General features: G+C 71.6%; 20 protein-coding genes. 12 read left to right on the top strand and 8 right to left on the bottom strand.

The genetic code is table 11. The annotated features are described in order from the left end of the window. The first annotated feature begins 161 nt into the window (after positions 1 to 161). From ML340_RS10300 to ML340_RS10285, 4 genes are all read left to right on the top strand, one after another. The gene (locus ML340_RS10300) at positions 162 to 1,211 is read left to right on the top strand and encodes an efflux RND transporter periplasmic adaptor subunit (RefSeq protein ID WP_240099359.1); all 1,050 of its coding nucleotides are present in this window, start codon (positions 162 to 164) and stop codon (positions 1,209 to 1,211) included. Beyond that, positions 1,208 to 4,684: an efflux RND transporter permease subunit gene (locus tag ML340_RS10295; protein ID WP_240099325.1), complete on the top strand. Its 3,477-nt coding sequence runs from the start codon at positions 1,208 to 1,210 to the stop codon at positions 4,682 to 4,684. Before ML340_RS10300 ends, ML340_RS10295 begins: the two co-directional genes overlap by 4 nt. Next, positions 4,681 to 7,749: an efflux RND transporter permease subunit gene (locus tag ML340_RS10290; RefSeq protein ID WP_240099323.1), complete on the top strand. Its 3,069-nt coding sequence runs from the start codon at positions 4,681 to 4,683 to the stop codon at positions 7,747 to 7,749. The genes ML340_RS10295 and ML340_RS10290 overlap by 4 nt, the downstream gene beginning before the upstream one ends. A 115-nt stretch (positions 7,750 to 7,864) precedes the next feature. Beyond that, the gene (locus ML340_RS10285; protein WP_240099321.1) at positions 7,865 to 8,296 is read left to right on the top strand and encodes a DUF6326 family protein; all 432 of its coding nucleotides are present in this window, start codon (positions 7,865 to 7,867) and stop codon (positions 8,294 to 8,296) included. A 6-nt stretch (positions 8,297 to 8,302) separates the two neighbouring features. Here the strand turns inward: ML340_RS10285 and ML340_RS10280 are convergent, their stop codons facing one another. From ML340_RS10280 to ykgO, 5 genes are all read right to left on the bottom strand, one after another. Then, positions 8,303 to 9,517, bottom strand: a complete 1,215-nt coding sequence (locus ML340_RS10280) for a TraB/GumN family protein (RefSeq protein ID WP_240099320.1) — start codon at positions 9,515 to 9,517, stop codon at positions 8,303 to 8,305. Continuing rightward, positions 9,510 to 10,397, bottom strand: coding sequence for a carbon-nitrogen hydrolase (locus tag ML340_RS10275; protein ID WP_240099318.1), 888 nt, complete (start codon positions 10,395 to 10,397; stop codon positions 9,510 to 9,512). Before ML340_RS10275 ends, ML340_RS10280 begins: the two co-directional genes overlap by 8 nt. Next, positions 10,397 to 11,428 carry an agmatine deiminase family protein gene (locus ML340_RS10270; RefSeq protein WP_240099316.1) on the bottom strand — a complete coding sequence of 344 codons (1,032 nt, stop codon included), beginning with the start codon at positions 11,426 to 11,428 and terminating at the stop codon, positions 10,397 to 10,399. Before ML340_RS10270 ends, ML340_RS10275 begins: the two co-directional genes overlap by 1 nt. Before the next feature lie 3 nt (positions 11,429 to 11,431). Beyond that, positions 11,432 to 11,773: a hypothetical protein gene (locus ML340_RS10265; protein ID WP_240099314.1), complete on the bottom strand. Its 342-nt coding sequence runs from the start codon at positions 11,771 to 11,773 to the stop codon at positions 11,432 to 11,434. A 130-nt stretch (positions 11,774 to 11,903) separates the two neighbouring features. Next, positions 11,904 to 12,029 carry a type B 50S ribosomal protein L36 gene (gene ykgO, locus ML340_RS10260; protein ID WP_010342887.1) on the bottom strand — a complete coding sequence of 42 codons (126 nt, stop codon included), beginning with the start codon at positions 12,027 to 12,029 and terminating at the stop codon, positions 11,904 to 11,906. Positions 12,030 to 12,191: 162 nt separating this feature from the next. On the opposite strand from ykgO, the gene cmk reads away from it, so the two are divergent. From cmk to galU, 7 genes are all read left to right on the top strand, one after another. Continuing rightward, entirely contained in the window at positions 12,192 to 12,887 is a 696-nt protein-coding gene (gene cmk, locus ML340_RS10255) for a (d)CMP kinase (RefSeq protein ID WP_240099312.1), read from the top strand. A 161-nt stretch (positions 12,888 to 13,048) separates the two neighbouring features. Further along, positions 13,049 to 14,749: a 30S ribosomal protein S1 gene (gene rpsA / locus ML340_RS10250; protein WP_240099311.1), complete on the top strand. Its 1,701-nt coding sequence runs from the start codon at positions 13,049 to 13,051 to the stop codon at positions 14,747 to 14,749. 72 nt (positions 14,750 to 14,821) lie between these two features. Continuing rightward, positions 14,822 to 15,124 carry an integration host factor subunit beta gene (locus ML340_RS10245; protein ID WP_240099309.1) on the top strand — a complete coding sequence of 101 codons (303 nt, stop codon included), beginning with the start codon at positions 14,822 to 14,824 and terminating at the stop codon, positions 15,122 to 15,124. Between the two features lie 85 nt (positions 15,125 to 15,209). Then, positions 15,210 to 16,388, top strand: coding sequence for a lipopolysaccharide assembly protein LapB (lapB, locus tag ML340_RS10240; RefSeq protein ID WP_240099307.1), 1,179 nt, complete (start codon positions 15,210 to 15,212; stop codon positions 16,386 to 16,388). Then, entirely contained in the window at positions 16,375 to 17,364 is a 990-nt protein-coding gene (locus ML340_RS10235; protein WP_240099305.1) for an MraY family glycosyltransferase, read from the top strand. Before lapB ends, ML340_RS10235 begins: the two co-directional genes overlap by 14 nt. After that, the gene (locus ML340_RS10230; protein WP_240099303.1) at positions 17,361 to 19,265 is read left to right on the top strand and encodes a polysaccharide biosynthesis protein; all 1,905 of its coding nucleotides are present in this window, start codon (positions 17,361 to 17,363) and stop codon (positions 19,263 to 19,265) included. Before ML340_RS10235 ends, ML340_RS10230 begins: the two co-directional genes overlap by 4 nt. A gap of 27 nt (positions 19,266 to 19,292) precedes the next feature. Next, on the top strand, positions 19,293 to 20,204 hold the full coding sequence (gene galU, locus ML340_RS10225) for a UTP--glucose-1-phosphate uridylyltransferase GalU (protein ID WP_240099301.1): 912 nt from the start codon (positions 19,293 to 19,295) through the stop codon (positions 20,202 to 20,204). Positions 20,205 to 20,404: 200 nt separating this feature from the next. On the opposite strand, the gene ML340_RS10220 is transcribed toward galU, so the two are convergent. Genes ML340_RS10220 through ML340_RS10210 form a run of 3 tightly spaced genes read right to left on the bottom strand, consistent with a single transcriptional unit; the run spans position 20,405 to position 24,651 of the window. Continuing rightward, positions 20,405 to 21,610, bottom strand: a complete 1,206-nt coding sequence (locus ML340_RS10220; RefSeq protein ID WP_240099300.1) for an acetyl-CoA C-acyltransferase — start codon at positions 21,608 to 21,610, stop codon at positions 20,405 to 20,407. Between the two features lie 20 nt (positions 21,611 to 21,630). Next, positions 21,631 to 24,003, bottom strand: a complete 2,373-nt coding sequence (locus tag ML340_RS10215) for a 3-hydroxyacyl-CoA dehydrogenase/enoyl-CoA hydratase family protein (RefSeq protein WP_240099298.1) — start codon at positions 24,001 to 24,003, stop codon at positions 21,631 to 21,633. Positions 24,004 to 24,024: 21 nt separating this feature from the next. After that, on the bottom strand, positions 24,025 to 24,651 hold the full coding sequence (locus ML340_RS10210; protein ID WP_240099296.1) for a TetR/AcrR family transcriptional regulator: 627 nt from the start codon (positions 24,649 to 24,651) through the stop codon (positions 24,025 to 24,027). 231 nt (positions 24,652 to 24,882) lie between these two features. On the opposite strand from ML340_RS10210, the gene ndk reads away from it, so the two are divergent. Continuing rightward, on the top strand, positions 24,883 to 25,308 hold the full coding sequence (gene ndk / locus ML340_RS10205) for a nucleoside-diphosphate kinase (RefSeq protein WP_240099294.1): 426 nt from the start codon (positions 24,883 to 24,885) through the stop codon (positions 25,306 to 25,308). The last annotated feature ends 1 nt before the right edge of the window (position 25,309 follow it).

Genomic DNA, 25,309 nt, shown 5'->3' with positions numbered 1-25,309 from the left:
GGCTGCGTAGCGGCATGACCTTCGGCGCATGTCGGGCGTCGGAGGCGGGTGACATACTTGACTACAACACCAATAAGGCTGCCCCCATGCCCTGCCACGCCGCCCTTCGCTCCGCTGTCCGCCCGCTCCACCGTTGGCCCTGGTTGACGCTGCCGCTGGCCATGGCGCTGGCGCTGGGTGCGTGCCAGGGCCGCCCCGGCACAGCGGAGGCCGGCGGCAAGCCGGGCGCGGCCGCCAAGGCCGCGGAGGCGGTGCCGGTGGAGGTGGCGCGCGCCGAGCGCCGCCCGATCGCCGCCAGCTACGCCGGGACCGCGCCGCTGGAAGCGCAGGCGGAGGCCCAGGTCGTGGCCAAGACCTCCGGCATCGCGCTGCAGGTGCTGGCCGACGTCGGCGATCGCGTGCGCGCCGGGCAGCCGCTGGTGCGGATCGACCGCGACCGCGCCGCGCTGCAGGCGGCGCAGGCCGAGGCCCAGCTGCGCAAGCTGGAGGCCAACTACCGCCGCGCGACCCAGCTCGCGGCGCAGCAGCTGGTCAGCGCCAACGACCTCGACCAGCTCAAGTTCGACCTCGAGAACGCGCGCGCGGCCTACCGCCTGGCCACCCTCGAGCTGTCCTACGGCACCGTCACCGCGCCGATCGCGGGCGTGGTCGCCAGCCGCAGCATCAAGCCCGGCAACCTGGTGCAGATCAACACCCCGATCATGACCATCGTGGACACGAGCCGCCTGCAGGCCACCCTCAACGTGCCGGAGCGGGAACTGGAAGTGCTGCGCCCCGGCCAGGCGGTGCAGCTGCAGGTGGACGCGCTGCCCGGGCGCAGCTTCGCCGGCCGCATCGAGCGGGTCGCGCCGGTGGTGGACGCCGGCAGCGGCACCTTCCGGGTGGTAGTCGGCGTCGACGGCGAGGGGGAATTGCAGCCGGGCATGTTCGGCCGCATCCGGATCGAATACGACCGCCGCGCGGATGCGCTGGTGATCCCGCGCAGCGCGTTGCTGGACGATGGCGGCACGCCCGCGGTGTACGTGGTGGAGGGCGGCAAGGCGCGCCGGGTCGAACTGCAGACCGGCTACATCGACGGCCCGTGGGTGGAAGTGCGGCGCGGGCTGGCGCCCGGCGCGCAGGTGGTGGTCGCCGGCAAGTCCGCGCTGCGCGACGGCAGCCCGGTGCAGGTGATCGGCACCTCCGCCGCGCGCGCGCAGGGCGCACCATGAGCACGCCGCTGCCGCCGGTGTCCGGCCGCGGGTTCAGCCTGGTCGAATTCGCCACCCGCCGGCGGGTCACGGTGGCGATGTTCACCCTGACCCTGGTGCTGTTCGGCCTGATCGCGCTGTCCGAGCTCAAGGTCAACCTGCTGCCGGACCTCAGCTACCCGACCCTGACCGTGCGCACGGACTATCCCGGCGCCGCGCCGGCCGAGGTCGAGACCCTGATCACCAGGCCCGCTGAGGAGGCGCTCGGCGTGGTGAAGGGCCTGCGCCGGATGAAGTCGGTCTCGCGCGCCGGGCAGTCGGACGTGGTGCTCGAATTCGCCTGGGGCACCAACATGGACCAGGCCAGCCTGGACGTGCGCGACAAGATGGAGTCGCTGCAGTTCCCGCTGGACGCCAAGCCGCCGGTGCTGCTGCGCTTCAACCCCTCGACCCAGCCGATCATGCGCCTGGCGCTGTCGGCGCGCGCGGCGGCCGACGGCGAGGCCGCGATTCGCCAGCTGACCGAACTGCGCCGCTATGCCGAGGACGACCTCAAGCGCCGGCTGGAGCCGGTGGACGGGGTCGCGGCGGTCAAGGTCGGCGGCGGCCTCGAGGACGAGATCCAGGTCGATGTCGACCAGCGCAAGCTGGCGCAGTACGGGCTGTCGCTGGACAGCGTGGTGCAGCGGCTGCAGCAGGAGAACGTCAACGTGTCCGCCGGGCGCCTGGAGGAGGGCAGCCAGCGCTACCTGGTGCGCACGGTCAACCAGTTCGCCGGGATCGACGAGATCCGCAACCTGCTGCTGACCCCGCGCCCCGCGGCCAATGCCGGCAACAGTGCCGCCGACCAGGCGATGCGGCTGGCCGCCGCCAGCGGCGACGCGCGGGTGATGGCCGCGCTGGCGCAGGGCGGGCAGGACCAGGCGCAGGCCCCGGCGCAGGCGGTGCGCCTGCGCGACGTGGCCGAGGTACGCCAGGGCCACAAGGAGCGCGAGTCGATCATCCGCCTCGACGGCCGCGAGGCGGTGGAGCTGGCGATCTACAAGGAAGGCGACGCCAACACCGTGGCCACCGCCGACGCCCTGCAGAAGCGGCTGGCGCAGATCCGCGAGCGCCTGCCGCGCGACATGCAGCTGGACGTGATCGAGGACCAGTCGGTCTTCATCCGCCACGCGATCGCCGACGTCAAGCTGGACGCGCTGATCGGCGGCGTGCTGGCGGTGCTGGTGATCTTCCTGTTCCTGCGCGACGGCTGGAGCACCTTCGTGATCAGCCTGTCCTTGCCGGTGTCGATCGTCGCCACTTTCTTCTTCATGGGCCAGCTCGGGCTGTCGCTGAACGTGATGTCGCTCGGCGGCCTCGCGCTTGCGACCGGGCTGGTGGTGGACGACTCGATCGTGGTGCTCGAATCCATCGCCAAGGCGCGCGAGCGCGGCTTGGGCATCCTCGAGGCCGCGATCAGCGGCACCCGCGAGGTGAGCATGGCGGTGGTCGCCTCGACCCTGACCACGATCGCGGTGTTCCTGCCGCTGGTGTTCGTGCAGGGCATCGCCGGCCAGCTGTTCCGCGACCAGGCGCTGACGGTGGCGATCGCGATCGCGGTCTCGCTCTTGGTGGCGATGACCCTGATCCCGATGCTCAGCTCGCTCAAGGGGCGCGCGCCGCTGGCCTTCCCGGAGGAGCCGCCGCGCCCGCGCTGGCAGCCGACCCATGCCTGGCAGCGGCCCGCGGTCGCCGTCTGGCGCGGGCTGGGCGCGTTGCTGCGCTATGCCTTCTTCGGCCTGGTGTGGGCGCTGGTGCGCGCCTGGCGCCTGCTGGCCGCGCTGGTCGGGCCGGTGATGGGCAAGGCCAGCGACCTGGCGATGGCGCCCTACGCGCGCGCCGAGCGCGCCTACCTGCGCCTGCTGCCGAAGGCGCTGGCGCGGCCGGCGCCGGTGCTGGCGGTGGCGGGGCTCGCGTTCGCGGCGACCCTGGCGGCGCTGCCGCTGCTGGGCACCGACCTCATCCCGCAGCTGGCGCAGGACCGCTTCGAGATGACCGCGAAGCTCGCGCCCGGCACCCCGCTGGCGCGCACCGACGCGGTGCTGCGCGAGGTGCAGGCCGCGCATGCCAAGGATGCCGGGGTGCGCCTGCTGTACGGCGTGTCCGGCAGCGGCACCCGGCTGGATGCCAGCCCCAGCGAGAGCGGCGAGAACATCGGCCGCCTGACCGTGGTGATGCAGGACCGCAGCGCGGAGGCGCCGCTGACCGAGGCCCTGCGCCGCAGCGTGCAGCGCATCCCCGGGGTGCAGGTCGATTTCAGCCGGCCGGAGCTGTTCAGCCTGTCGCCGCCGCTGGAGATCGAGGTCGAGGGCAACGACCTCGACACCATTCGCGCCGCCGGCAGCAAGCTCGCCGCGCTGCTGCGCGCCAACCCGCACTACGCCGACGTCAAGTCCAGCGTGGAGCAGGGCTTCCCCGAGATCCAGATCCGCTTCGACCAAGAGCGCGCGGCCGCGCTCGGCCTGACCACCCGCCAGATTGCCGACGCCGTGGTCAACAAGGTGCGCGGCGAGGTCGCCACCCGCTACGGCGTGCGCGACCGCAAGATCGACGTGCTGGTACGCGCGCGCGCCGCCGACCGCGCCTCGCTGGAGGACATCCGCCGGCTGATCGTGAACCCCGGGCGCGGCGCGCCGGTCGAGCTGGCCGAGGTGGCCGACGTGGTCGCCACCACCGGCCCCAGCGAGATCCACCGCGCCGACCAGCGCCGGGTCGCGATCGTGTCCGCCAACCTGCGCGGTATCGACCTCGGCAGCGCGATCGCCGAGGTCGAGCGCATGGTCGCCCGCGACCCGCTCGGCACCGACATCGCGGTGCGCATCGGCGGCCAGGGCCAGGAGCTCGGCGAATCCCTGCGCTCGCTGCTGTTCGCGTTCGCGCTGGCGGTGTTCCTGGTCTACCTGGTGATGGCCTCGCAGTTCGAGTCGCTGCTGCATCCGTTCGTGATCCTGTTCACCATCCCGCTGGCGCTGGTCGGCGCGGTCGCGGCGCTGCTGCTGACGCGCTCGCCGGTGTCGGTGGTGGTGTTCATCGGCCTGATCCTGCTGGTCGGGCTGGTGGTCAAGAACGCGATCATCCTGATCGACAAGGTCAACCAGCTGCGCGAGGCGGGGATGCCCAAGCGCGAGGCGCTGGTGGAGGGCGCGCGCTCGCGCCTGCGCCCGATCATGATGACCACCCTGACCGCGGTGTTTGGCTTCCTGCCGCTGGCGCTGGCCTTCGGCGAGGGCGCGGAGGTGCGCAGCCCGATGGCGATCACCGTGATCGGTGGCCTGCTGGTGTCCACCCTGCTGACCCTGGTGGTGATCCCGGTGGTGTACGACCTGCTCGACCGCCGCTCCGACGCGGCCTATGCCGAGCGCGGCCGGCGCGCGCGGCGCGAGGCACAGGCGCTGGCGGAGGCGCTGGCGCACGAGGACGACCCGCTCGCGGGGGGCGCGCCGCGGCCATGAACATCACCGAACTGTCGATCCGCCGCCCGGTCACCACGGTGATGCTGTTCGTCTCGCTGGTGGTGATCGGGCTGATCGCCGCGTTCCGGCTGCCGCTGGAGGCCCAGCCGGAGGCCACCGCGCCCTTCATCTTCGTGCAGCTGCCCTATCCCGGCTCCACCCCCGAGGAGGTCGAGCGCAACCTGGTGCGCCCGGTGGAGGAGGCGATCGCCACCATGCCCGGGATCAAGAGCCTCAGCGCGAACGCGACCGCCGACGGCGGCGGCGTGTTCGTGCAGTTCTCCGACTGGGGCCGCGACGTGGCGATCGCGGCCTCCGAGGCGCGCCAGCGGATCGATGCCATCCGCGACCAGCTGCCGGACGACTTCCGCCGCTACTTCGTGCGGCGCTGGAGCACCGGCGACCAGGAGGCGATCAGCCTGCGCCTGACCAGCGCGCAGGACTTGACCGCGCGCGGCGAGCTGATCGAGCGCAGCTTGAAGCAGCGGCTGGAGCGCCTGCCCGGCGTCGCCCGGGTGGAGGTGGAGGGCATCCCGACCCGCGAGGTGCTGGTCGCGATCGATCCCGACCGCCTGAGCGCCAACGGGATCGCGCTCGACGACCTGGTGCGCCGGCTGCAGGCGGCGAACTTCGCGGTGTCCGCCGGCGAGATCAGCGACGGCGGGCGGCGCCTGCGGATCCAGCCCAAGGGCGAGCTGACCGACCTGCAGCAGCTGCGCGACCTGCCGGTCTCCGCGCGCGGGGTGCGCCTCGGCGACATCGCCGAGGTGCGCCTGCAGCCGCAGCGGATGACCTACGTGCGCCAGGTCAACGGCAGGCCGGCGGTCGGCGTGGACATCTACAAGGAGCGCGCGGCCAACCTGGTCGACCTGTCGCGCGCGGTGCAGGCGGAGCTGGACGCGCTGCGCCAGGACCCGGCGATGGCCGGGATCGCGATCGAGGTGACCGAGGACCAGGGCCAGCAGGTGGTCAGCTCGCTGGCGGCGCTGGCCGAGGCCGGCGCGATCGGCCTGCTGCTGTCGGTCGCGGTGCTGTGGTTCTTCCTGCGCCACTGGCCGTCGGTGCTGATGGTCAGCACCGCGATCCCGATCTGCTTCATCATCACCCTGGGCTTCATGCACTTCGCCGGGATCACCCTCAACATCCTGTCGATGATGGGCCTGCTGCTGGCGGTCGGCATGCTGGTCGACAACGCGGTGGTGGTGGTCGAGAGCATCTACCAGGAGCGCGAGCGCTACCCCGACCAGCCGCGGCTGGCCTCGATCGTCGGCACCCGCCACGTCGCGATCGCGCTGTCCGCCGGCACCCTGAGCCACTGCATCGTGTTCCTGCCGATGATCTTCGGCCAGAAGAACATGCTGACCATCTACCTGACCCAGCTGGCGGTGACCATCTCGGTCTCGCTGCTGGCCTCGTGGCTGGTCGCGATCAGCCTGATCCCGATGCTGTCGGCCTACCTGCGCACGCCGCCGGCGGTGAAGTCGCCGCTGATCGCGCGCCTGCAGGCCGGCTATGCGCGCGTGCTGCGCTGGACGCTGGAGCACCGCGGCTGGAGCGTGGCCGGGATCGTGCTGGTGTGCGCGCTCAGCATCGTGCCGATCAAGTACACCAAGGGCGACGAGGGCGACGGCAGCGACGTGTCGCAGGTCGCGCTGTTCTACCAGTGGCGCGGTGCTTATTCGAAGGAGGAGATGGCGCGCGAGGTGGCGCGGGTGGAGGCCTTCCTCGAGGTGCACCGCCGCCAGTTCCACATCCAGCGCATCTACAGCCGCTTCGGCGAACAGGGCTGGGCGATGACCCGCGCCGACCTCGACGTGAAGACCCAGGAGGAGACTTCGCGCATCCAGGAGCAGATCCGCGCCGGCCTGCCCAAGTCCGCGCGCGCCAACATCGGCTTCGGGCGCCAGGGCGGGATGGGCGGCGACCAGAACGGCATCCAGTTCAACCTCACCGGCGACTCCACCCAGACCCTGAAGGAGCTGGCCGCGGACGTGGTGCCGATCCTCGCGCGCAGCAAGCTGCTGCGCGACGTGCGGGTGGATACCGGCGACGTCAACGGCGAGCTGGCGGTGCGGGTGGACCGCGAGCGCGCCGCCGCCTACGGGTTCTCGGCGCAGCAGGTCGCGCAGTTCGTCGGCATGGCCCTGCGCGGCTCCTCGCTGCGCGACTTCCACCGCGACCAGCTGGAGATCCCGGTGAACGTGCGCTTCGCCGGCGCCGACCGCTACGGCGCGGCCGACTTGCAGGCGTTCACCGTGCGCGCGCCGGACGGCCGCGAGGTGCCGCTGCTGGCGCTGGTGGACGTGCAGGCGCGCCCGGCCGCCAACACCATCCAGCGCCTGAACCGGCAGACCACCCTCAAGGTGCAGGCGAACCTGGCCCCGGGCGCGACCCTGCCGGAGGCGCGCAAGGCGATCGAGGACACCCTCAAGGCGGTCGACTTTCCGCCCGGCTACGGCTACACCTTCGAGGGCGGCGGGTTCGGCATGAACATCGACATGAACCAGCAGATGCTGCGCAACGTGCTGATCGCGCTGGTGCTGATCTTCATCGTGATGGCGGCGGTGTTCGAGTCGCTGCTGTTCCCGCTGGCGATCATGAGCGGGGTGCTGTTCTCCGTGCTGGGCGTGTTCTGGCTGTTCTGGCTGACCGGGACCTCGTTCAACATCATGGCCTTCATCGGCATCCTGGTGCTGATGGGGGTGGTGGTGAACAACGGCATCGTGATGATCGAGCACATCAACACCCTGCGCAGGCGCGGCCTGTCGCGCACCGACGCGCTGGTGGAGGGCAGCCGCGAGCGCCTGCGCCCGATCCTGATGACGATGGGCACCGCGATCCTGGCGATGGTGCCGATCGCGCTGTCGGATACCCGCATCGCCGGCGAGGGGCCGCCGTACTATCCGATGGCGCGCGCGATCGCCGGCGGGCTGGCGTTCTCGACCGTGGTCAGCCTGCTGTTCCTGCCGACCATCTACGCCCTGCTGGACGACCTGCGCGCCGGCACCGCCCGCATCATCGCCCGCGCGCGCATGAGCCGTATGCAGCGACAGGCTGCCGCATGAGGGCGTCGCCGTTCGCTCGCACGCAAACAAGCGCGATTCGGGCATGGTGAGGGGCGTTCGTTCGCCAGCAGTGCCCAGGCAGTGAATCCACCTCTCCCGGCTGAAGGCCCCACGCATGCAAGCCGACGCCACCACGCCTGCTTCGTCGCAATACGCGGACCCGCCGATCCCACGGCGGGTGCAGTTGGCGGCCCTCTGGGCCAGCCTGACGTTTTGCTACCTCTACGGGGATTATTTCGGCCTTTACAAGCCAGGAAAACTGGAGCGCATGCTGCAAGGGGCCGGCCCGATGGGGCCCACCAGTCAGGGCTCGCTGCTGGTGGTGTCGCTGTTGCTGGTCGTTCCCGGGCTGATGAGCATCCTGTCCTTGTTGCTGCCGGTCCGCGCGACCCGTTGGCTCTGCATCGGGCTTGCCGTGTTTTATGCCCTGTTCGTCGCCATCACCATGCCGGGAGCCTGGTGGTTCTATCTGGCCTATGGCGGCATCGAAATCCTGCTGTGCGCGTGCATCGCATGGATGGCGTGGTGCTGGCCACGCATCGCTTGAGCATGCTCAGCCGAGCAGCTTGCCGAAGATGCGCGCGCCGGCCACCCATTCGCCGGCGACGGTGCCGAGGTTGGTGAGCAGGAACACCAGCACCACCCGGGTCACGCGGTTGCGGTACCAGCCGCGCAGGCTCTGGGCGTCGTCGCGCAGGGCGAGGAAGTCCGGATAGGCCGGCTTGCGCAGGCGCACCTCGACCAGCGCGCTGAACATGCCCGACGGCAGCCCGGGGCGGAACGGCTTGAACGGCGCGACCAGCGCGCCGACCAGCACGCTCAGCGGGTTGGCGCCGGCCAGCACGGCGCCGAGCGCGGTCAGGCCGCAGGTCCACGCGACCCACTGCAGCAGCAGGTCGCGGCCGAGCGCGTGCCCGCCGTGGTACCAGCCCCAGGCGATGCCGCCGGCGATCAGCGCCAGCAGGGTCAGGGTGATCCACGGCACTTTGCGCTTGCGCGGCACCGCGGCCAGCGCCGCGGTCACGTCGGCCGGCGTGCGCATGTCCTCCCGCAGGTAGCGCGCCATGCCCTGCAGGTGGCCGGCGCCGACCACCGCCAGCACCCGCCGGGCGCCGTCGCCGCGCTCGCGCAGCCGCGCGGCCATGTACTGGTCGCGCTCGTCGATCAGGGTGGCGTACAGCGAGGGCGTGTCGCGCGCGAACTCGCCGAAGCTCGATTCGAGCATGTCGCCTTCCTTCAGGCGCTCGATGTCCTCGGCGGAGACGTCCTCGCGCGCGAACAGGCTGCCGGCGAGGCCGCCGATCAGCTGCAGGCGGTCCCAGAAGCGCAGCCCGTGCAGGATGCGGCGAAAGGTGATGCCGACGTCGCGGTCGATCAGCTGCAACGGCAGGCCGCGCGCGGCGGCCTCGGTCGCGGCCGCCTTCAGCTCGGCGCCGGGCTCGATCCCGAGCTGCTCGGCCAGCCGCCGCTGGTAGGCGGCCAGCGCCAGGTTGGCGGCGAACGGCGCGACCTTGCGCTCGCGGATGACCTTGACCAGGTTCAGCTCGGCCAGGGCCTGCGGCTGGGTCAGCGCCTGGTGGCGCTGCGCGTCCAGCTCGACCGCCACCGCGTCGAAGCGGCCGCTGTCGATCGCCGCCTGCACCGCCGCGATGCTGGCGCGAGAGACGTGCGCGGTGCCGAGCAGGGTGTAGTGCACGCCGTCGCGCTCGACCTCGACGACCGGCTGGCCGGCATAGCCGGCGGCGTGCTGCGCGGGCGCGTCAGTCACGGTAGCGCTTCACGAGATCGCCATAGGCGTCGATCCGGCGGTCGCGCAGGAACGGCCAGATCCGGCGCACGTGCTCGCTGCGCTGCATGTCCACCTCGGCCAGCAGCAGGGTCGGCTCGGTGCCGGCCTCGGCCACGATCTCGCCCTGCGGGCCCAGCACCAGCGAGTTGCCCCAGAAATCGATCCCGGAGGCGCCGAGCGGCGAGGGCTCGTGGCCGACGCGGTTGCAGGCCAGCACCGGCAGGCCGTTGGCGACCGCGTGGCCGCGGTGCGACAGCACCCAGGCGTCGCGCTGGCGGGTCTTCTCGTCCTGCGCATCGTCCGGGTCCCAGCCGATCGCGGTGGGGTACAGCAGCAGCTCGGCGCCGGCCAGCGCCATCAGGCGCGCGGCTTCCGGATACCACTGGTCCCAGCACACCAGCACGCCCAGCCGGCCCACCGCGGTGTCGATCGGCGTGAAGCCGAGGTCGCCCGGGGTGAAGTAGAACTTCTCGTAGAAGCCGGGGTCGTCCGGGATGTGCATCTTGCGGTACTTGCCCGCGGTGCTCCCGTCGGCGTCGAACACCACCGCGGTGTTGTGGTACAGCCCGGTGGCGCGCTTCTCGAACAGCGAGGACACCAGCACCACGCCGTGGCGCCGGGCCAATGCCGCCAGGCGCTCGCTGCTGGGGCCGGGGATCGGCTCGGCGCGGTCGAACTCGTGCACCGACTCGTGCTGGCAGAAATACGCGCCGTTGTGCAGTTCCTGCAGCAGGACGAGCTTGGCGCCGGCGGCCGCGGCCGCGGCGACGCGCGTTTCGATCACCGCGAGGTTGGCCTCGGCATCGCCGTGGTTGCGCTCCTGCACCAGCGCGACGGGGAGCTTGCTGTGCTTGGACATCAGACCAGTCCCTCGGGCAATTGCATGGTGATGCAGTGCAGGCTGCCGTTCTGCCAGATCAGCGGCCGGCACGGCACCGGCACGATCTCGCGTCCCGGGAACGCCTGCGCCAGCACGGCGGCGGCGGCGGCGTCCGCGGGATCGCCGTAGGCCGGCATCAGCACTGCGCCGTTGACGATCAGGAAGTTGGCGTAGCTGGCGGCCAGCCGGCGGCCCTCGTCGATCACGGGCCGGGCCCAGGGCAGCGGGAACAGGCGGTACGGCCGGCCGTCGCGGGTGCGCAGGGCGGCGATCTCGTCGGCCATCGCCTTGAGGTCGGCGTAATGCGCGTCCGCCGCGTCGTCACAGGCCTGGAACACGATGGCGTCATCCGGCGCGAAGCGGGCGAGGGTGTCGATGTGGGCGTCGGTGTCGTCGCCTTCCAGCGCGCCATGCTCCAGCCACAGCACGCGCTGCTGGTGCAGCCAGCCCGCCAGTCGCGCGCCGAGATCCTCGCGAGTCAGGCCGGGATGGCGCGCATGCAGGCAGTGCCAGGTGGTGAGCAGGGTGCCGGCGCCGTCGGTCTCGATCGCGCCGCCTTCCAGCGCGAAGTCGATGCGCTCGCGCGCGGCATCGCGGAACAGGCCCTGCGCGTGCAGGCGTTCGACCAGGCGGTCGTCGCGGCCGGCGTCGAACTTGCCGCCCCAGGCGGTGAAGCGGAAGTCCAGCAGGCGGAAGCCGTCGCCGGCACGCAGCGTGATCGGGCCGGAATCGCGCAGCCAGGTGTCGTCGTAGTCGACCTGCACGAACCGCACCTGCGCCGGATCCACCCGGTTGCTGCGCAGGCGCAGGTCGGCGTAGGTCTCCACGTCGTCGTCGGGCACGCAGACCACCACCGGTTGGAAGCGGGTGATCGCCGCCACCAGCGCGATGTAGGTCTCCTCCACCTCGCCCAGGCGCGCGGCCCAGTCGGTGCCGGCATGCGGCCAGGCGATCAGCACCGCCGCCTGGGGTTCCCACTCGGCGGGGAAGCGCACGTCAGCGTTCGGCATGGGTCAGCGCGTGGCCGGGCGCGGGCCGGTCTCGTCGGGGCTGGCCCGGTTGGCGACTGCGTCCACCACCCGGCCATGCGCGAAGTACACCGTGAACTCGGGATAGACCCAGCGCTGGATGGCCGGCCAGGCGCGCTTCTGGCCGCCGACCGGGGCCAGCCGCTCCTGCGGCGCGCCGTGGCGGGCCTCGACCTGGGCCATGGTCAGGCCGTGCGCCGGCAGGCCGGCCGGTTCCTGGCGGATGCGGTCGATCAGCAGGGTCTCGGTCTGCGCCTGGCCGGCGGCCAAGGCCGGGGCCAGGGGCGAGAGCAGCAGCACGGCGGCGCACAGGGAATGGCGGAGCATGGCGGGCCTCCTCGGGTCAGGGTCGCCTGATTGTATGCAGCTTGCATGCAGCGCGCCGGCCAGGCGCAGGCGCGGATGCGACGAGGCCGCCCGGAGGCGGCCTCGTCGGAACCGGCGGTCGCGGCGGCGCTCAGCGCTGGCGCGCCTTGAACCGCGGGTTGGACTTGCAGATCACGAAGACCTTGCCGCGGCGGCGAACCACCTTGCAGTCGCGGTGACGGGCCTTCGCCGACTTCAGGGAGGACAGGACCTTCATGACGGAACCTCGGCAATGGGCGAAAACAGTTGAGCCGGCGAGTATAGCGGCTTTTGCGTTGTGGGATCAACGGCTTGTCGCGGCTTTTGCAACGAGCGCGCGCAAGCCGGCCTGCCGGCGAGGGGGCGTGGGCGCTGGCCGGCAGCAGGCGATAATGCGCGCATGCCGACCACCGCCGATCCCAGCGTCCCCGTCCTCACCCTCGATGGTCCCTCCGGCTCCGGCAAGGGCACGGTGAGCCGCCTGGTCGCCGCCCGCCTGGGCTGGCACTACCTCGATTCCGGCGCGCTCTACCGCGCGGTCGGGATCGCCGCCGGCTGGTCCGCGGTGGACCTGTCCGATGCCTCCGCGCTGGTGCGCTGCGCCTTCGATACCCACGTCGAGTTCCGCGAGGACGGCGCGCGCGAGCCGCGGGTGATCGTGAACGGGGCGGACGCCACCGATGAGCTGCGCACCGAGGCCGCCGGCGCGGCCGCCTCCGCGATCGCCGCGATCCCCGAGGTTCGGGCTGCCCTGAAGGAGCGCCAGCGCGCGTTCCGGCGGCCACCGGGGCTGGTCGCGGACGGCCGCGACATGGGCACGGTGATCTTCCCGGATGCGCCGTTCAAGGTGTTCTTGACCGCCAGCGCCGAGGAGCGCGCCCAGCGCCGCTATAAGCAGTTGAAGGATAAAGGGGTTTCGGTTACATTGGATGGTCTGCTACGGGAGATTCTCGCCCGCGACGCCCGCGATGCCAGCCGCGCGGTGGCGCCGCTGCGGCCGGCCGACGACGCCGTCCGCATCGATACCACCGGGCTGCCGATCGCGGACGTGGTCGACCGGGTCCTGGCGGTGGTCACCGCCGGGGCGCCCGGCTGACCCGCGGCCGGGCCGCGCCCGCGGCAGGCAACGCCCCCGCCGGCCCGGTGCCGGCGGATTCCATCCAACCACACATGGCCGCGCGCCCCCGCGCCCGCGGCCAACCCGCCAGGTGGGCCGATGCAGTGCCGGTCGGTCCGTGTATCCACCCGAGACCTTTCATGAACTCCGCAGCAACCGAATCCTTCGCCGAACTGTTCGAAGCCAGCCAGGCGGCCAATCTCGCCAAGCTCAAGCCCGGCGCCATCGTCAAGGGCGTGGTGGTCGACGTCCGCAACGACGTCGTGGTCATCAACGCCGGCCTGAAGTCCGAGGGCATCGTCCCGATCGAGCAGTTCCGCAACGAGGCCGGCGAGATCGACGTCGGCATCGGCGACGAGGTCAAGGTCGCGCTCGACTCGCTCGAGAACGGCTTCGGCGAGACCGTGCTGTCGCGCGACAAGGCCAAGCGCGCCATGGTGTGGGACGAGCTGGAGGAGGCGCTGGAGAAGGGCACCACCGTGGTCGGCCGCATCAGCGGCAAGGTCAAGGGCGGCTTCACCGTCGACATCAAGGACGTGCGCGCGTTCCTGCCCGGTTCGCTGGTCGACGTGCGCCCGGTGCGCGACCCGGTCTACCTGGAGGGCAAGGAGCTCGAGTTCAAGCTGATCAAGCTCGACCGCAAGCGCAACAACGTGGTGGTCAGCCGCCGCGCGGTGGTCGAGAATGAGCATTCCGAGGAGCGCGAGGCGCTGCTGCAGAAGCTGGTCGAGGGCGCCGTGCTCAAGGGCGTGGTCAAGAACCTCACCGACTACGGCGCATTCGTGGACCTCGGCGGCATCGACGGCCTGCTGCACATCACCGACATGGCGTGGAAGCGCGTGCGCCATCCGTCCGAGGTGGTCGAGGTCGGCCAGGAGCTGGAGGTGCGCGTGCTCAAGTACGACCGCGAGCGCAACCGCGTCAGCCTCGGCCTGAAGCAGCTGGGCGAGGATCCGTGGGACAATATCGGCCGCCGCTACCCGGCCAACAGCCGCGTGTTCGGCAAGGTCTCCAACGTCACCGACTACGGCGCGTTCGTCGAGATTGAGCCGGGCGTCGAGGGCCTGGTGCACGTCTCCGAGATGGATTGGACCAACAAGAACGTCAACCCGGCCAAGATCGTGCAGGTCGGCGACGAGGTCGAGGTGATGATCCTCGACGTGGACGAGGAGCGCCGCCGCATCTCGCTGGGCATGAAGCAGTGCACCCAGAACCCGTGGGAGGTGTTCGCCGCCACCCACAAGAAGGGCGACCGCGTGTCCGGCCAGATCAAGTCGATCACCGACTTCGGCATCTTCATCGGCCTGGAGGGCGGCATCGACGGCCTGATCCACCTGTCCGACATCAGCTGGAACTCGACCGGCGAGGAGATCGCCCGCAACTACAAGAAGGGCGACACGCTGGAGGCGGTGGTGCTGGCGGTGGACCCGGAGCGCGAGCGCATCAGCCTCGGCGTGAAGCAGCTCGAGCAGGATCCGCTGGGCCAGTTCGTCGCCGCTCATCCGCGCGGCAGCAAGGTCGCCGGCACGGTGAAGGACGTGGACGCGCGCGGCGCGACCATCGACCTCGGCGACGGCGTGGAAGGCTACGTCGCCGCGCGCGACATCAGCGACGAGCGGGTCGAGGACGCCAGCCAGGTGCTCAAGGTCGGGCAGAAGATCGAGGCCAAGTTCGTCGGCATGGACCGCAAGGGCCGCAGCCTGCAGCTGTCGATCAAGGCCAAGGACGAGGCCGAGACCGCCGAGGCGATCGCCGAGTACAACAAGGCCAACGCCGAGGCCGCCAGCGGCACCACCAAGCTCGGCGCGCTGCTGCGCGAGCAGCTGAACAAGGCCGACTGACGCGCCCGGCGCGGCGCACGCGCGGCGGCCCGGCCTTCTGCCGGGCCGCCGCCGGCCACGCCAACGTCCGCCATGACCAAGTCCGAACTGATCGAACTGCTGGCCCGCCGCCAGCCGCACCTGAAGGCCGACGACGTCGACCTCGCGGTGAAGGCGCTGCTGCAGATGATGACCGCCGCGCTGGCGCGCGGGCAGCGCATCGAGGTGCGCGGGTTCGGCAGCTTCTCGCTGCATTTCCGGCCGCCGCGCACCGGCCGCAATCCCAAGACCGGCGAGGCGGTGGCCTTGCCCGGCAAGCATGTGCCGCACTTCAAGCCCGGCAAGGAGCTGCGTGAGGGCGTCGCCGACGTGCAGCCGTTGCCGCACGACGACTGAACCACTCCGGTAAGCTACGCGGGTTCGTACGGCCCGCCGCGGCCGCGCCCGGGCGACCCCCGGCGTCCAGGCGAGAGGACACAGGATGGATCTGCTCGAGCAATGGTGGCCGCTGTTCGTGTTCGTGCCGCTCGCCGCCGTGCTCGGCTGGGTGATCGGGCGCCGCGGCGGCGAGCACCACCGCGACCGCCAGGTCAGCAAGCTGTCCACCACCTACTTCCGCGGCCTGAACTACCTGCTCAACGAGCAGCCGGACAAGGCGATCGAGCTGTTCCTGCATGTCGCCGAACTGGACAAGGACACCTTCGAGACCCAGGTCGCGCTCGGCCACCTGTTCCGCCGGCGCGGCGAGGTCGACCGCGCGATCCGGCTGCACCAGGCGCTGGCGCAACGCCCGGACCTGTCGGACACCCAGAAGATCCAGGCGCTGTCCGCGCTCGGCGAGGACTACATGCGCGCCGGCCTGCTCGACCGCGCCGAGACCGTGTTCAACGACCTCGCCCAGCTTGACCAGCGCGCGCCGCAGGCGCTGCGCCACCTGATCGCCATCTACCAGGCCGAGCGCGACTGGGAGAAGGCGATCGCCAATGCGCGCCGCTACGAGCAGGCGACCGGCGAGCCGATGGGGCGGCTGATCGCGCACTTCGAATGCGAACTGGCCGACCGCCACCGCAGCAACGGCGACGCCGCCGCGGCGCGCGCGGCGGTCGCGCGCGCCTACGCCGCCGACCCGGTGTCGGTGCGTGCCGGCATCATCGAAGGCCGGCTCGACGCCGAGGCCGGCAACACCCAGGCCGCGATCCGCGCGCTCGAGCGCGCCGCCCGCCACGACCCGGAGTTCCTGCCGGTGATCCTGCCGCTCCTGCTGGAGAACTACGAGCAGACCGGCGACCGCAGCGGCGCGCGCGCGTTCCTGTCGGAAATGTGCGAGCACTACCGCGGGATCGCGCCGGTGCTGGCGCTGACCCGGATGCTGGAGGCGGAGGAGGGTGTGGGCGCCGCGCGCCGCTACCTCGGCCAGCAGCTCAAGGACCGGCCCTCGGTGCGCGGCGAGGCGGCGCTGATCGACCTCACCCTGGCCGAGGGCGCGGACGCCCGGGCGACCCTGCACGACCTCAAGCACATCACCGACCAACTGCTGGTGCGCAACCCGAGCTACCGCTGCAACCGCTGCGGCTTCGGGGCGCGCAGCCACCACTGGCAGTGCCCGAGTTGCAAGGAGTGGGGCACGGTCAAGCCGCTGCTGAACTATGCCGTGGTCTGAGGCCGCGGCCGGCGCGTTGGCGGTCGCGGCGGTGGCCTGGGCGGGCGCGCGCTGGGCGATCGTGCACGCGCATGCCCGCGGACTGCTGGATCTGCCCGGGGATCGCCGCAGCCACGCGGTGCCGACCCCGCGCGGCGGCGGCATCGGGATCGCGCTGGCCCTGGTCGGCACGCTCGTGGTGCTGGGGCTGCGCGCGCCGGATCCGCTGCCCTGGGGCCTGCTCGCCGCGGGCCTGGCGCTGGTCGCGCTGGCCGGCGGCTGGGACGACCACCGCCCGCTGCCCGCCTGGCCGCGCCTGCTGGCGCACGCCGCGGCCGCGTTGCTGCTGGCACTCGCGCTGCACCGGCTGGGCGGCGGGCTGCCGTTGGCGGCGCTCGCGGCGGGGATGGCGCTGGGGCTGGTGAACGCCTGGAACTTCATGGACGGCATCGACGGCTTGGCCGCAAGCCAGGCCCTGCTGTGCGGCCTGGCGCTGGCGCTGCTCGCGCCTGCCACCGCGGGTGCGGCCGGGATCGCCCTGGCCGCCGCCTGCGCCGGCTTCCTGCCGTGGAACCTGCCGCGCGCGCGGGTCTTTCTCGGCGATGTCGGCAGCGGCAGCCTCGGCTATGCGGTCGCGCTCCTGCTCGGCCTGGCCGCGCTGGCGCTGCCGCCGGCGGAGTGGCCCTGGCTGCTGTTGCCGCCGCTGGCGATGCTGGCCGACAGCGGCCTGACCCTGGCCGACCGCATCCGCCGTGGCGAGCGCTGGTGGCAGCCGCACGTGCAGCATGCCTACCAGTGCTGGAGCCGGCGTCGCGGCCACCACGTCGTGACCCTCGCATATGCGGGGTGGACGGCGCTGGCCTGCGCGGTCATGCTGTACGCGGCGCCGCGCCTGCCGGCGCAGGCCGCATGGCAGGTGCCGACGGCGGCCGCGCTGCTGGCCGGCGGCCTGTGGGGCTGGCTGCGCCGCGGCAGTGGCGAGGGACGCACGGCATGAGCACATGGAAGGACAGGCTGAAGTACCGGCTGCCGCGACTGGCGGTGGCCACCCACGACCTGGCGATGGTGTGGGTGTGCTGGCAGGGCCTGCATTACCTGCGCTACGCGCTGCAGCCGACGCCGCTGGACCTCGATCCGTTCTCGCCCACGGTGCTGATCGTGATGCTGGCCCAGGGGCTGGTGTTCTGGAAGGTCGGCCTGTACCGCGGGCTGTGGCGCTTCGCCAGCGTCCCGGACCTGCTCAACATCTTCAAGGCCAGCCTGCTGGGGCTGCTGGGCCTGGTGATCGGGCTGTTCTTCTACAGCCGGCTGGATCTGGTTTCGCGCGCGGCGCTGCTGCTGTATCCGTTCGTGCTGACCCTGCTGCTGGGCATCCCGCGCCTGCTGTTCCGGGCCTGGAAGGACCAGCGCATGCTGCGCACCGACGAAGGCGCCGAGCGCGTCCTGATCCTGGGCGCGGGGCAGGCGGGCGAGGCGCTGGTGCGCGACCTGCGCCGGACCGGCCGCTACGACCCGGTGGGCTTCCTCGACGATGCCACCGCGCTGCGCGGGGCGCGCCTGCAGGGCCTGCCGGTGCTGGGGCGGATCGACGACGTCGCCCGCATCGCGCGCGAGACCGCGGCGCAGCTGCTGGTGATCGCCATCCCCTCGCTGGATGCCGCGGGCATGCGCCGGGTGGTCGGCCTGTGCGAGGACAGCGGGGTGCCGTTCCGGACCGTGCCGCGGCTGGACGACATCCTCGAGGGCCGCTTCCTGCCCGGGCAACTGAAGGAGGTGGCGATCGAGGATCTGCTCGGGCGCCAGCCGGTGACCCCGGACTGGAAGGCGATCCGCGCCTGGCTGGGCGGGCGTGCGGTGCTGGTGACCGGCGCCGGCGGCTCGATCGGCGCCGAGCTGTGCCGCCAATGCGCCCGCCATGGCGCGCGCCGGATCGTGCTGCTGGAGATCGACGAGCTGGCGCTGCTCACCGTGCATGCCGGCCTGCGCCGCGATTTCCCGGACATCGCCTGCGTGCCGGTGCTCGGCGACTGCGGCGATCCGGCCACCATCCGCCATGCGCTCGGCGCGGAGCCGCCGGATGCGGTGTTCCACGCCGCGGCCTACAAGCAGGTCCCGCTCCTCCAGCAACAGCTGCGCGAGGCGGTGCGCAACAACGTGCTGGCCTCCGAGGTGGTGGCGCGCGCCAGCCGCGCCGCCGGGGTGGGCACCTTCGTGCTGATCTCCACCGACAAGGCGGTGGATCCGGTGAACGTGCTGGGCGCCACCAAGCGGCTGGCCGAGATGGTCTGCCAGGCGCTGGTGGACGCGCGCTCGACGCGGTTCGTGACGGTACGCTTCGGCAACGTGCTGGATTCGGCCGGCAGCGTGGTGCCGCTGTTCCGCGAGCAGATCCGCCGCGGCGGCCCGGTCACGGTCACCGATCCGGAGGTCACCCGCTATTTCATGACCATTCCCGAGGCCTGCCAGCTGATCCTGCAGGCCGCCGCGATCGGTGCGCAGCAGGCGATCTACACCCTCGACATGGGCGAGCCGGTGTCGATCCGGATGCTGGCCGAGCAGATGATCCGGCTGGCCGGCAAGCAGCCCGGGCGCGACATCGCGATCGAATACACCGGGTTGCGCCCGGGCGAGAAGCTGCACGAGACGCTGTTCCACAGCGACGAGCGCTACAGCCCGACCCAGCATCCCAAGATCCTGCAGGCGACCGCGCGCAGCGTCAGCCCGGAGCGGGTCGAGCAGGCGCTGGAGGCACTGCGCCAGGGCGTGCGCGACTACGACCTGGAGCAGCTGGCGGCCGCGCTGCGCTCGGCGGTGCCGGACTTCGTCCCGGTCGGCGACGATGCCGGCGGCGCCGCCACCGTGCTCGCCTTCCCCGCGCGCCGCGCGCGCCAGCCCTGACCCCCTGCCATCGCCGTACGTCCCCGCATGCACCAGACCTCCGACTCCCCGCGCGTGCGCATCGCCGTGTTCCCGGTCGCCGGGCTCGGCACCCGCTTTCTGCCGGCGACCAAGACCGTGCCCAAGGAGATGCTGCCGATCGTGGACCGGCCGCTGATCCAGTACGCGGTGGACGAGGCGATCGCCGCCGGCTGCGACACCCTGGTGTTCATCACCAACCGCTACAAGCACGCGGTCGCCGACTACTTCGACAAGGCCTACGAGCTGGAGCAGAAGCTCGAGCGCGCCGGCAAGGCCGAGCAGCTGCGGCTGGTGCGCAACGTGCTGCCGGAGGGCGTGCGCGCGGTGTTCGTGACCCAGGCGGAGGCGCTCGGGCTCGGGCATGCGGTGCTGTGCGCGCGCCCGGTGGTCGGCGCGCAGCCGTTCGCGGTGCTGCTGCCGGACGATCTGATCTGGAGCCGCGGGCCGGGCGCGCTGGCGCAGATGGCCGCGCACGCGCAGGCGACCGGCGCCAGCGTGGTCGCGGTGCAGGACGTGCCGCGCGCGCAGACCGGCAGCTACGGCATCGTCGCCACCGATATTTTCGACGGCCAGGCCGGGCGGATCCGCCAGATCGTCGAGAAGCCCGCGCCGGAGGCCGCGCCGAGCACGCTGGCGGTGGTCGGCCGCTACATCCTGAGCCCGGCGATCTTCGACCTGCTCGAGCGCACGCCCAAGGGCGCCGGCGGCGAGATCCAGCTCACCGACGCGATCGCGGCGCTGCTCGCGCGCGAGCGGGTGGACGCGTTCCGCTTCCACGGCACCCGCTTCGACTGCGGCACCCATCTCGGCCTGGTCGAGGCCACCATCCGCTACGCGCTCGACCACGAGACCCTCAGCGAGGCCGCGCGCGGGCTGATGCAACACGCGCTGGACGCGATGGGCGTGGTCGAGACCTGACCCGCGGCCTGCTCGGCCGACGGTGATGCGGTCAGACCGTGTCGCTGCCGGAGGCCGTGGTGCCGGCGGCGCTGCGGCGGTTGGTTTGCGAGAAGTCTCAGTAGCGAGAAGCCCCGTTCGAACCACGGGCGGGGCCGCCGGCGTGCCCAACGCAAACGGCGCCTTGCGGCGCCGTTTGCCTGTGCTCGGAACGCTGCGGGTCAGAGGGATTCGAAGATTCCCGCCGCCCCCATCCCGGTGCCGATGCACATGGTCACCATGCCGTACTTGAGCTTGCGCCGGCGCAGGCCGTGCACCACGGTCGCGGTCAGCTTGGCACCGGTGGTGCCCAGCGGGTGGCCGAGCGCGATTGCGCCGCCGAGCGGGTTGACCTTGCCCGGATCGAGCTTGCAGTCGCGGATTACCGCCAGCGACTGCGCGGCGAACGCCTCGTTCAGCTCGATCCAGTCGATCCGGTCCAGGCCGAGGCCGGCCCGCTGCAGCGCCTTGGGGATGGCGGCGATCGGGCCGATGCCCATGATCTCCGGCGGCACCCCGGCCACCGCGAAGCTGACGAAGCGCGCCAGCGGGGTCAGGCCGTAGTCCTTGATCGCCTGCTCGGAGGCCAGCAGCACCGCGGCGGCGCCGTCGCTCATCTGCGAGCTGTTGCCGGCGGTCACGGTGCCGCCGGCCTGGCCGTTGCGGAACACCGGGCGCAGGCGCGCCAGGCCCTCCAGCGAGGTGTCGGCGCGCGGGCCCTCGTCCTGTTCCACCAGGCGCTTCTTGAGCTGGATGGTGTTGCCGGCGAGGTCGGGCAGCCGCGCCACGACCTCGTACGGGGTGATCTCGTCGCGGAACTCGCCGGCGGCCTGCGCCGCCAGCGCCTTCTGGTGCGAGGCCAGCGCGAACGCGTCCTGGTCCTCGCGGCTGACCTGCCAGCGCTCGGCGACCTTTTCGGCGGTGATGCCCATGCCGTAGGCGATCGCCACGTGGTCGTCGCGGAACACCGCCGGCGACAGCGCGACCTTGTTGCCCATCATCGGCACCATGCTCATCGACTCGGTGCCGCCGGCCAGCACCAGGTCGGCGTTGCCGAGCTGGATCTGCTGCGCGGCCAGCGCCACCGCCTGCAGCCCGGAGGAGCAGAAGCGATTGATGGTCTGCCCGCCGACGCTCTCCGGCAGGCCGGCCAGCAGCACGCCGATGCGCGCCACGTTCATGCCTTGCTCGGCCTCGGGCATGGCGCAGCCGATGATGGCATCGTCGATACGTGCCGGGTCGATGCCCGGTGCCTGCGCGACCACGGCCTTGAGCACGTGCGCCAGCATGTCGTCGGGGCGGGTGTTGCGGAACACGCCGCGCGGCGCCTTGCCGACCGGGGTGCGGGTCGCGGCGACGATGTAGGCGTCCTGGATCTGCTTGCTCATGGGGTTGTCCTCGTCGTCGCTCAGTTGCGCAGGGGCTTGCCGGTCTTGAGCATGTGCGCGATGCGCTCCTGGGTCTTGGGCTGCTGCGCCAGCTCCACGAAGTGCTTGCGCTCAAGCCGGATCAGCCAGTCCTCGTCCACCAGCGCACCGCGCTCGACCTCGCCGCCGCACAGCACGGTGGCGATGCGGGTGGCGATCTCGTTGTCGTAGTCGCTGATGAAGCGGCCTTCGAGCATGTTCACCAGCAGCATGCGGAAGGTCGCGATGCCGATCTCGCCGGCGACCTGCACCCGCCGTGCCGGCAGCGGCGGGCGATAGCCGGCCTCGTGCAGCGCCAAGGCCTGCTGGCGCGCGACGTGCAGCAGCTCGTAGGCGTTGAACGCGACCTTGTCGCTGGCGCGGAGCAGGCCAAGCTCCTTGGCCTCCGCGGCGGAGGAGGAGACCTTGGCCATCGCCACCGTCTCGAACACTTTCTTGAGCTCGGCGAATACGTCGCCGCCCGGGCCGGCCGCGGCCGAGGCGCGCACCGCCAGCTCCTTCAGGCCACCGCCGGCCGGCAGCAGGCCGACCCCGGCCTCGACCAGGCCGATGTAGCTCTCCAGGTGGGCCACGGTCAGCGCGCTGTGCATCTGGAATTCGCAGCCGCCGCCGAGCGCCAGCCCCCGGACCGCCGCGACCACCGGCACCAGCGCGTACTTGATGCGCTGGCTGGTGGCCTGGAAGCGGGCGACCATCGCCTCGAACGCATCGAGCTTGCCGGCCTGCAGCAGCCCGAGCGCGCCGGCGAGGTCGGCCCCGGCCGAGAACGGCTCGCGCGGCTGCCACAGGACCACGCCCTTGAGGTCGCGCTCGGCGCGCTCGATCACCTCGTGCAGGCCGTCCAGCACCGCGTCGGATACGGTGTTCATCTTGGTCTTGAAGCCGACCACGCCGATCCCGTCGCCGTCGGTCCACAGGCGCACGCCGTCGTTCTCGTACAGGGTCTCGCCGGGCGGGAAGCGCTCGCCGAGCAGCGGGTCGGGGAAGCGCTGGCGGCGGTACACCGGCAGCGACGACCGCGGCAGCAGCGCATCCTTGGCCGGGCTGTAGCTGCCGCCGGCGGCGTGCACCCCGTCGCGGCCGTCGAACACCCAGTCGGGCAGGGGAGCCGTGCTCATCGCGCGCCCGGCGCGGATGTCCTCGGCGATCCACTGCGCCACCGCCTTCCAGCCGGCCGACTGCCAGGTCTCGAACGGCCCCTGCAGCCAGCCATAGCCCCAGCGGATCGCAAAATCCACGTCGCGCGCGGTGTCGGCGATCGCCTGCAGGTGGTAGGCGGTGTAGTGGAACAGGTCGCGCAGGGTGGCCCACAGGAACTGCGCCTGCGGGTGCTGGCTGGCGCGCAGGCGGGCGAACTTCTCGGCCGGGTCCTTCAGCTTGAGGATCTCGACCACCTCCGGCGCCGCGCCGCGGTCGGCCGGGCGGTAGTCCTGCTTGTCCACGTCGAGGACCACGATGTCCTTGCCGACCTTGCGGTAGATCCCGGCCCCGGTCTTCTGGCCGAGCGCGCCCTTGGCGATCAGCGCCTGCAGCCAGTCGGGGGACTGGAAGTAACCATGCCAGGGGTCGTCCGGCAGGGTGTCGGCCATGGTCTGGATGACGTGCGCCATGGTGTCCAGGCCGACCACGTCCGAGGTGCGGTAGGTCGCCGATTTCGGCCGCCCCAGCAGCGGCCCGGTCAGCGCGTCCACCTCGTCGAAGCCGAGGCCGAAGGCGCGGGTGTGGTGGGCGACGGCGAGGATCGAGAACACCCCGATCCGGTTGCCGATGAAGTTCGGGGTGTCCTTGGCCCGCACCACGCCCTTGCCGAGCTGGGTGGTGAGGAAGGTCTCCAGCCCGTCGAGCACCGCCGGGTCGGTGGTCTGCGCCGGGATCAACTCGGCCAGGTGCATGTAGCGCGGCGGGTTGAAGAAGTGCACGCCGCAGAAGCGATGCTTGAGTTCTTCCGGAAGAACACCCGCCAACGTATTGATTCCCAAGCCAGACGTGTTGCTGGCGAGGATCGCATGCGCCGGCACGTACGGGGCGATCCGGCGGTACAGGTCCTGCTTCCAGTCCATCCGCTCGGCGATCGCCTCGATCACCAGGTCGCAGCCGCGCAGTAACTCGAGGCCGGTGTCGTAGGTCGCCGGCACCAGGGCGTCCGCCACCGACTTGACCGCCAGCGGGCTGGGCGAGAGCTTGCCGAGGTTGGCGATCGCCTTCAGCACGATGCCCTCGGCCGGGCCGTCCTTGGCGGCCAGGTCGAACAGCACGGTGTCCACCCCGGCGTTGACCAGGTGCGCGGCGATCTGCGCACCCATCACCCCGGCACCGAGCACGGCGGCGCGGCGCACGAGCAGTTTCTCAGACATGGGTCGTCTCTCCTTGCAGGATCAGGGGCCGGCGGCGCGGAAGCCGGCGGCGGCGAACTGGATCAGGGACTGCGCCAGGCGCTGCCGGTGGGCGGCCTCGCTGGTCCCCGGCGGGCACTTGATCAGGCCGAAGTCGGCCATCGCATAGGTCAGCGCGCCGGCCAAGAAGTCCAGCCGGCGGTACAACTCGTCCTTGCCCAGCTCGGGCAGGCAGCCGGCGATCGCCTTGGCGAAGCTGCGCAGCACGTGGCCGTAGCGTTCCGACAGGAACTTGCGCAGCCCGGCGTTGCTCTCGGCATAGGCGCGGGCGATCACCCGGATGAAGGCGCCGCCGCCATGGCGGTCGCGCGCCATCGCCAGCGCCGGCTCGATGAAGGCGGCCAGGATCGGCTCCAGCTCGCCCGGGTGCTGCGCGCGCGCCTGGTCGAGAGCGGCCAGGCGCTGCGCGCTCATCTCGTCCATGCGCCGGCGGAACACCTCGTTGATCAGGTTGTCCTTGCTGCCGAAGTGGTAGTTGACCGCGGCGATGTTGACGTCGGCGCGGCTGGTGACCTGGCGCAGCGAAGTGGTGGCGAAGCCCTGCTCGGCGAAAAGCTCCTCCGCCGCATGCAGGATGCGGTCCTTGGTGGAGAAGTGCTGCAGTGCCATCCGCGCCTCCCGCTCAAACGAGCGTTTGAGGCTACGCCGTACGCCGGCGTACGTCAATCGCGCGCGGGCCCGCGGCCACGGCCGGCGCCGCGCGCGGGGTGCGGAGGGCGTGGGAGATGCGCTAGAATCCGCCGCAGCCATATCGGCCAAACCCGCGCCCCATCGCGGGTTTTCTGTTATCGTCCCGGGCCCGCGAGGCGATCGCCGGCCCGCCCACCGGAGAGCATGCCCATGGCGCTGGAGCGCACCCTTTCGATCATCAAGCCCGATGCCGTCGCCAAGAACGTCATCGGCCAGATCTACACCCGTTTCGAGCAGGCCGGCCTGAAGATCGTGGCCGCCAAGATGAAGCACCTCTCGCGCGCCGAGGCCGAGGGCTTCTACGCCGTGCACCGCGAGCGCCCGTTCTTCAACGCGCTGGTCGAGTTCATGATCTCCGGCCCGGTGATGATCCAGGTGCTGGAAGGCGAGGGCGCGGTGCTGAAGAACCGCGAGCTGATGGGCGCCACCAACCCGAAGGACGCCGCTCCGGGCACCATCCGCGCCGACTTCGCCGACAGCATCGACGCCAACGCCGTGCACGGCTCGGACTCGCTGGAGAACGCCGCGATCGAGATCGCCTACTTCTTCCCGGCCACCGACGTCTACGCGCGCTGAG

The sequence above is a fragment of the Thermomonas flagellata genome (assembly GCF_022419185.1).
In the GTDB taxonomy this organism is placed as follows: Bacteria; Pseudomonadota; Gammaproteobacteria; order Xanthomonadales; family Xanthomonadaceae; genus Thermomonas; species Thermomonas flagellata.
Note: the sequence above shows the minus strand (reverse complement) of the source record. Positions and strands in the feature narration are given on the sequence as shown.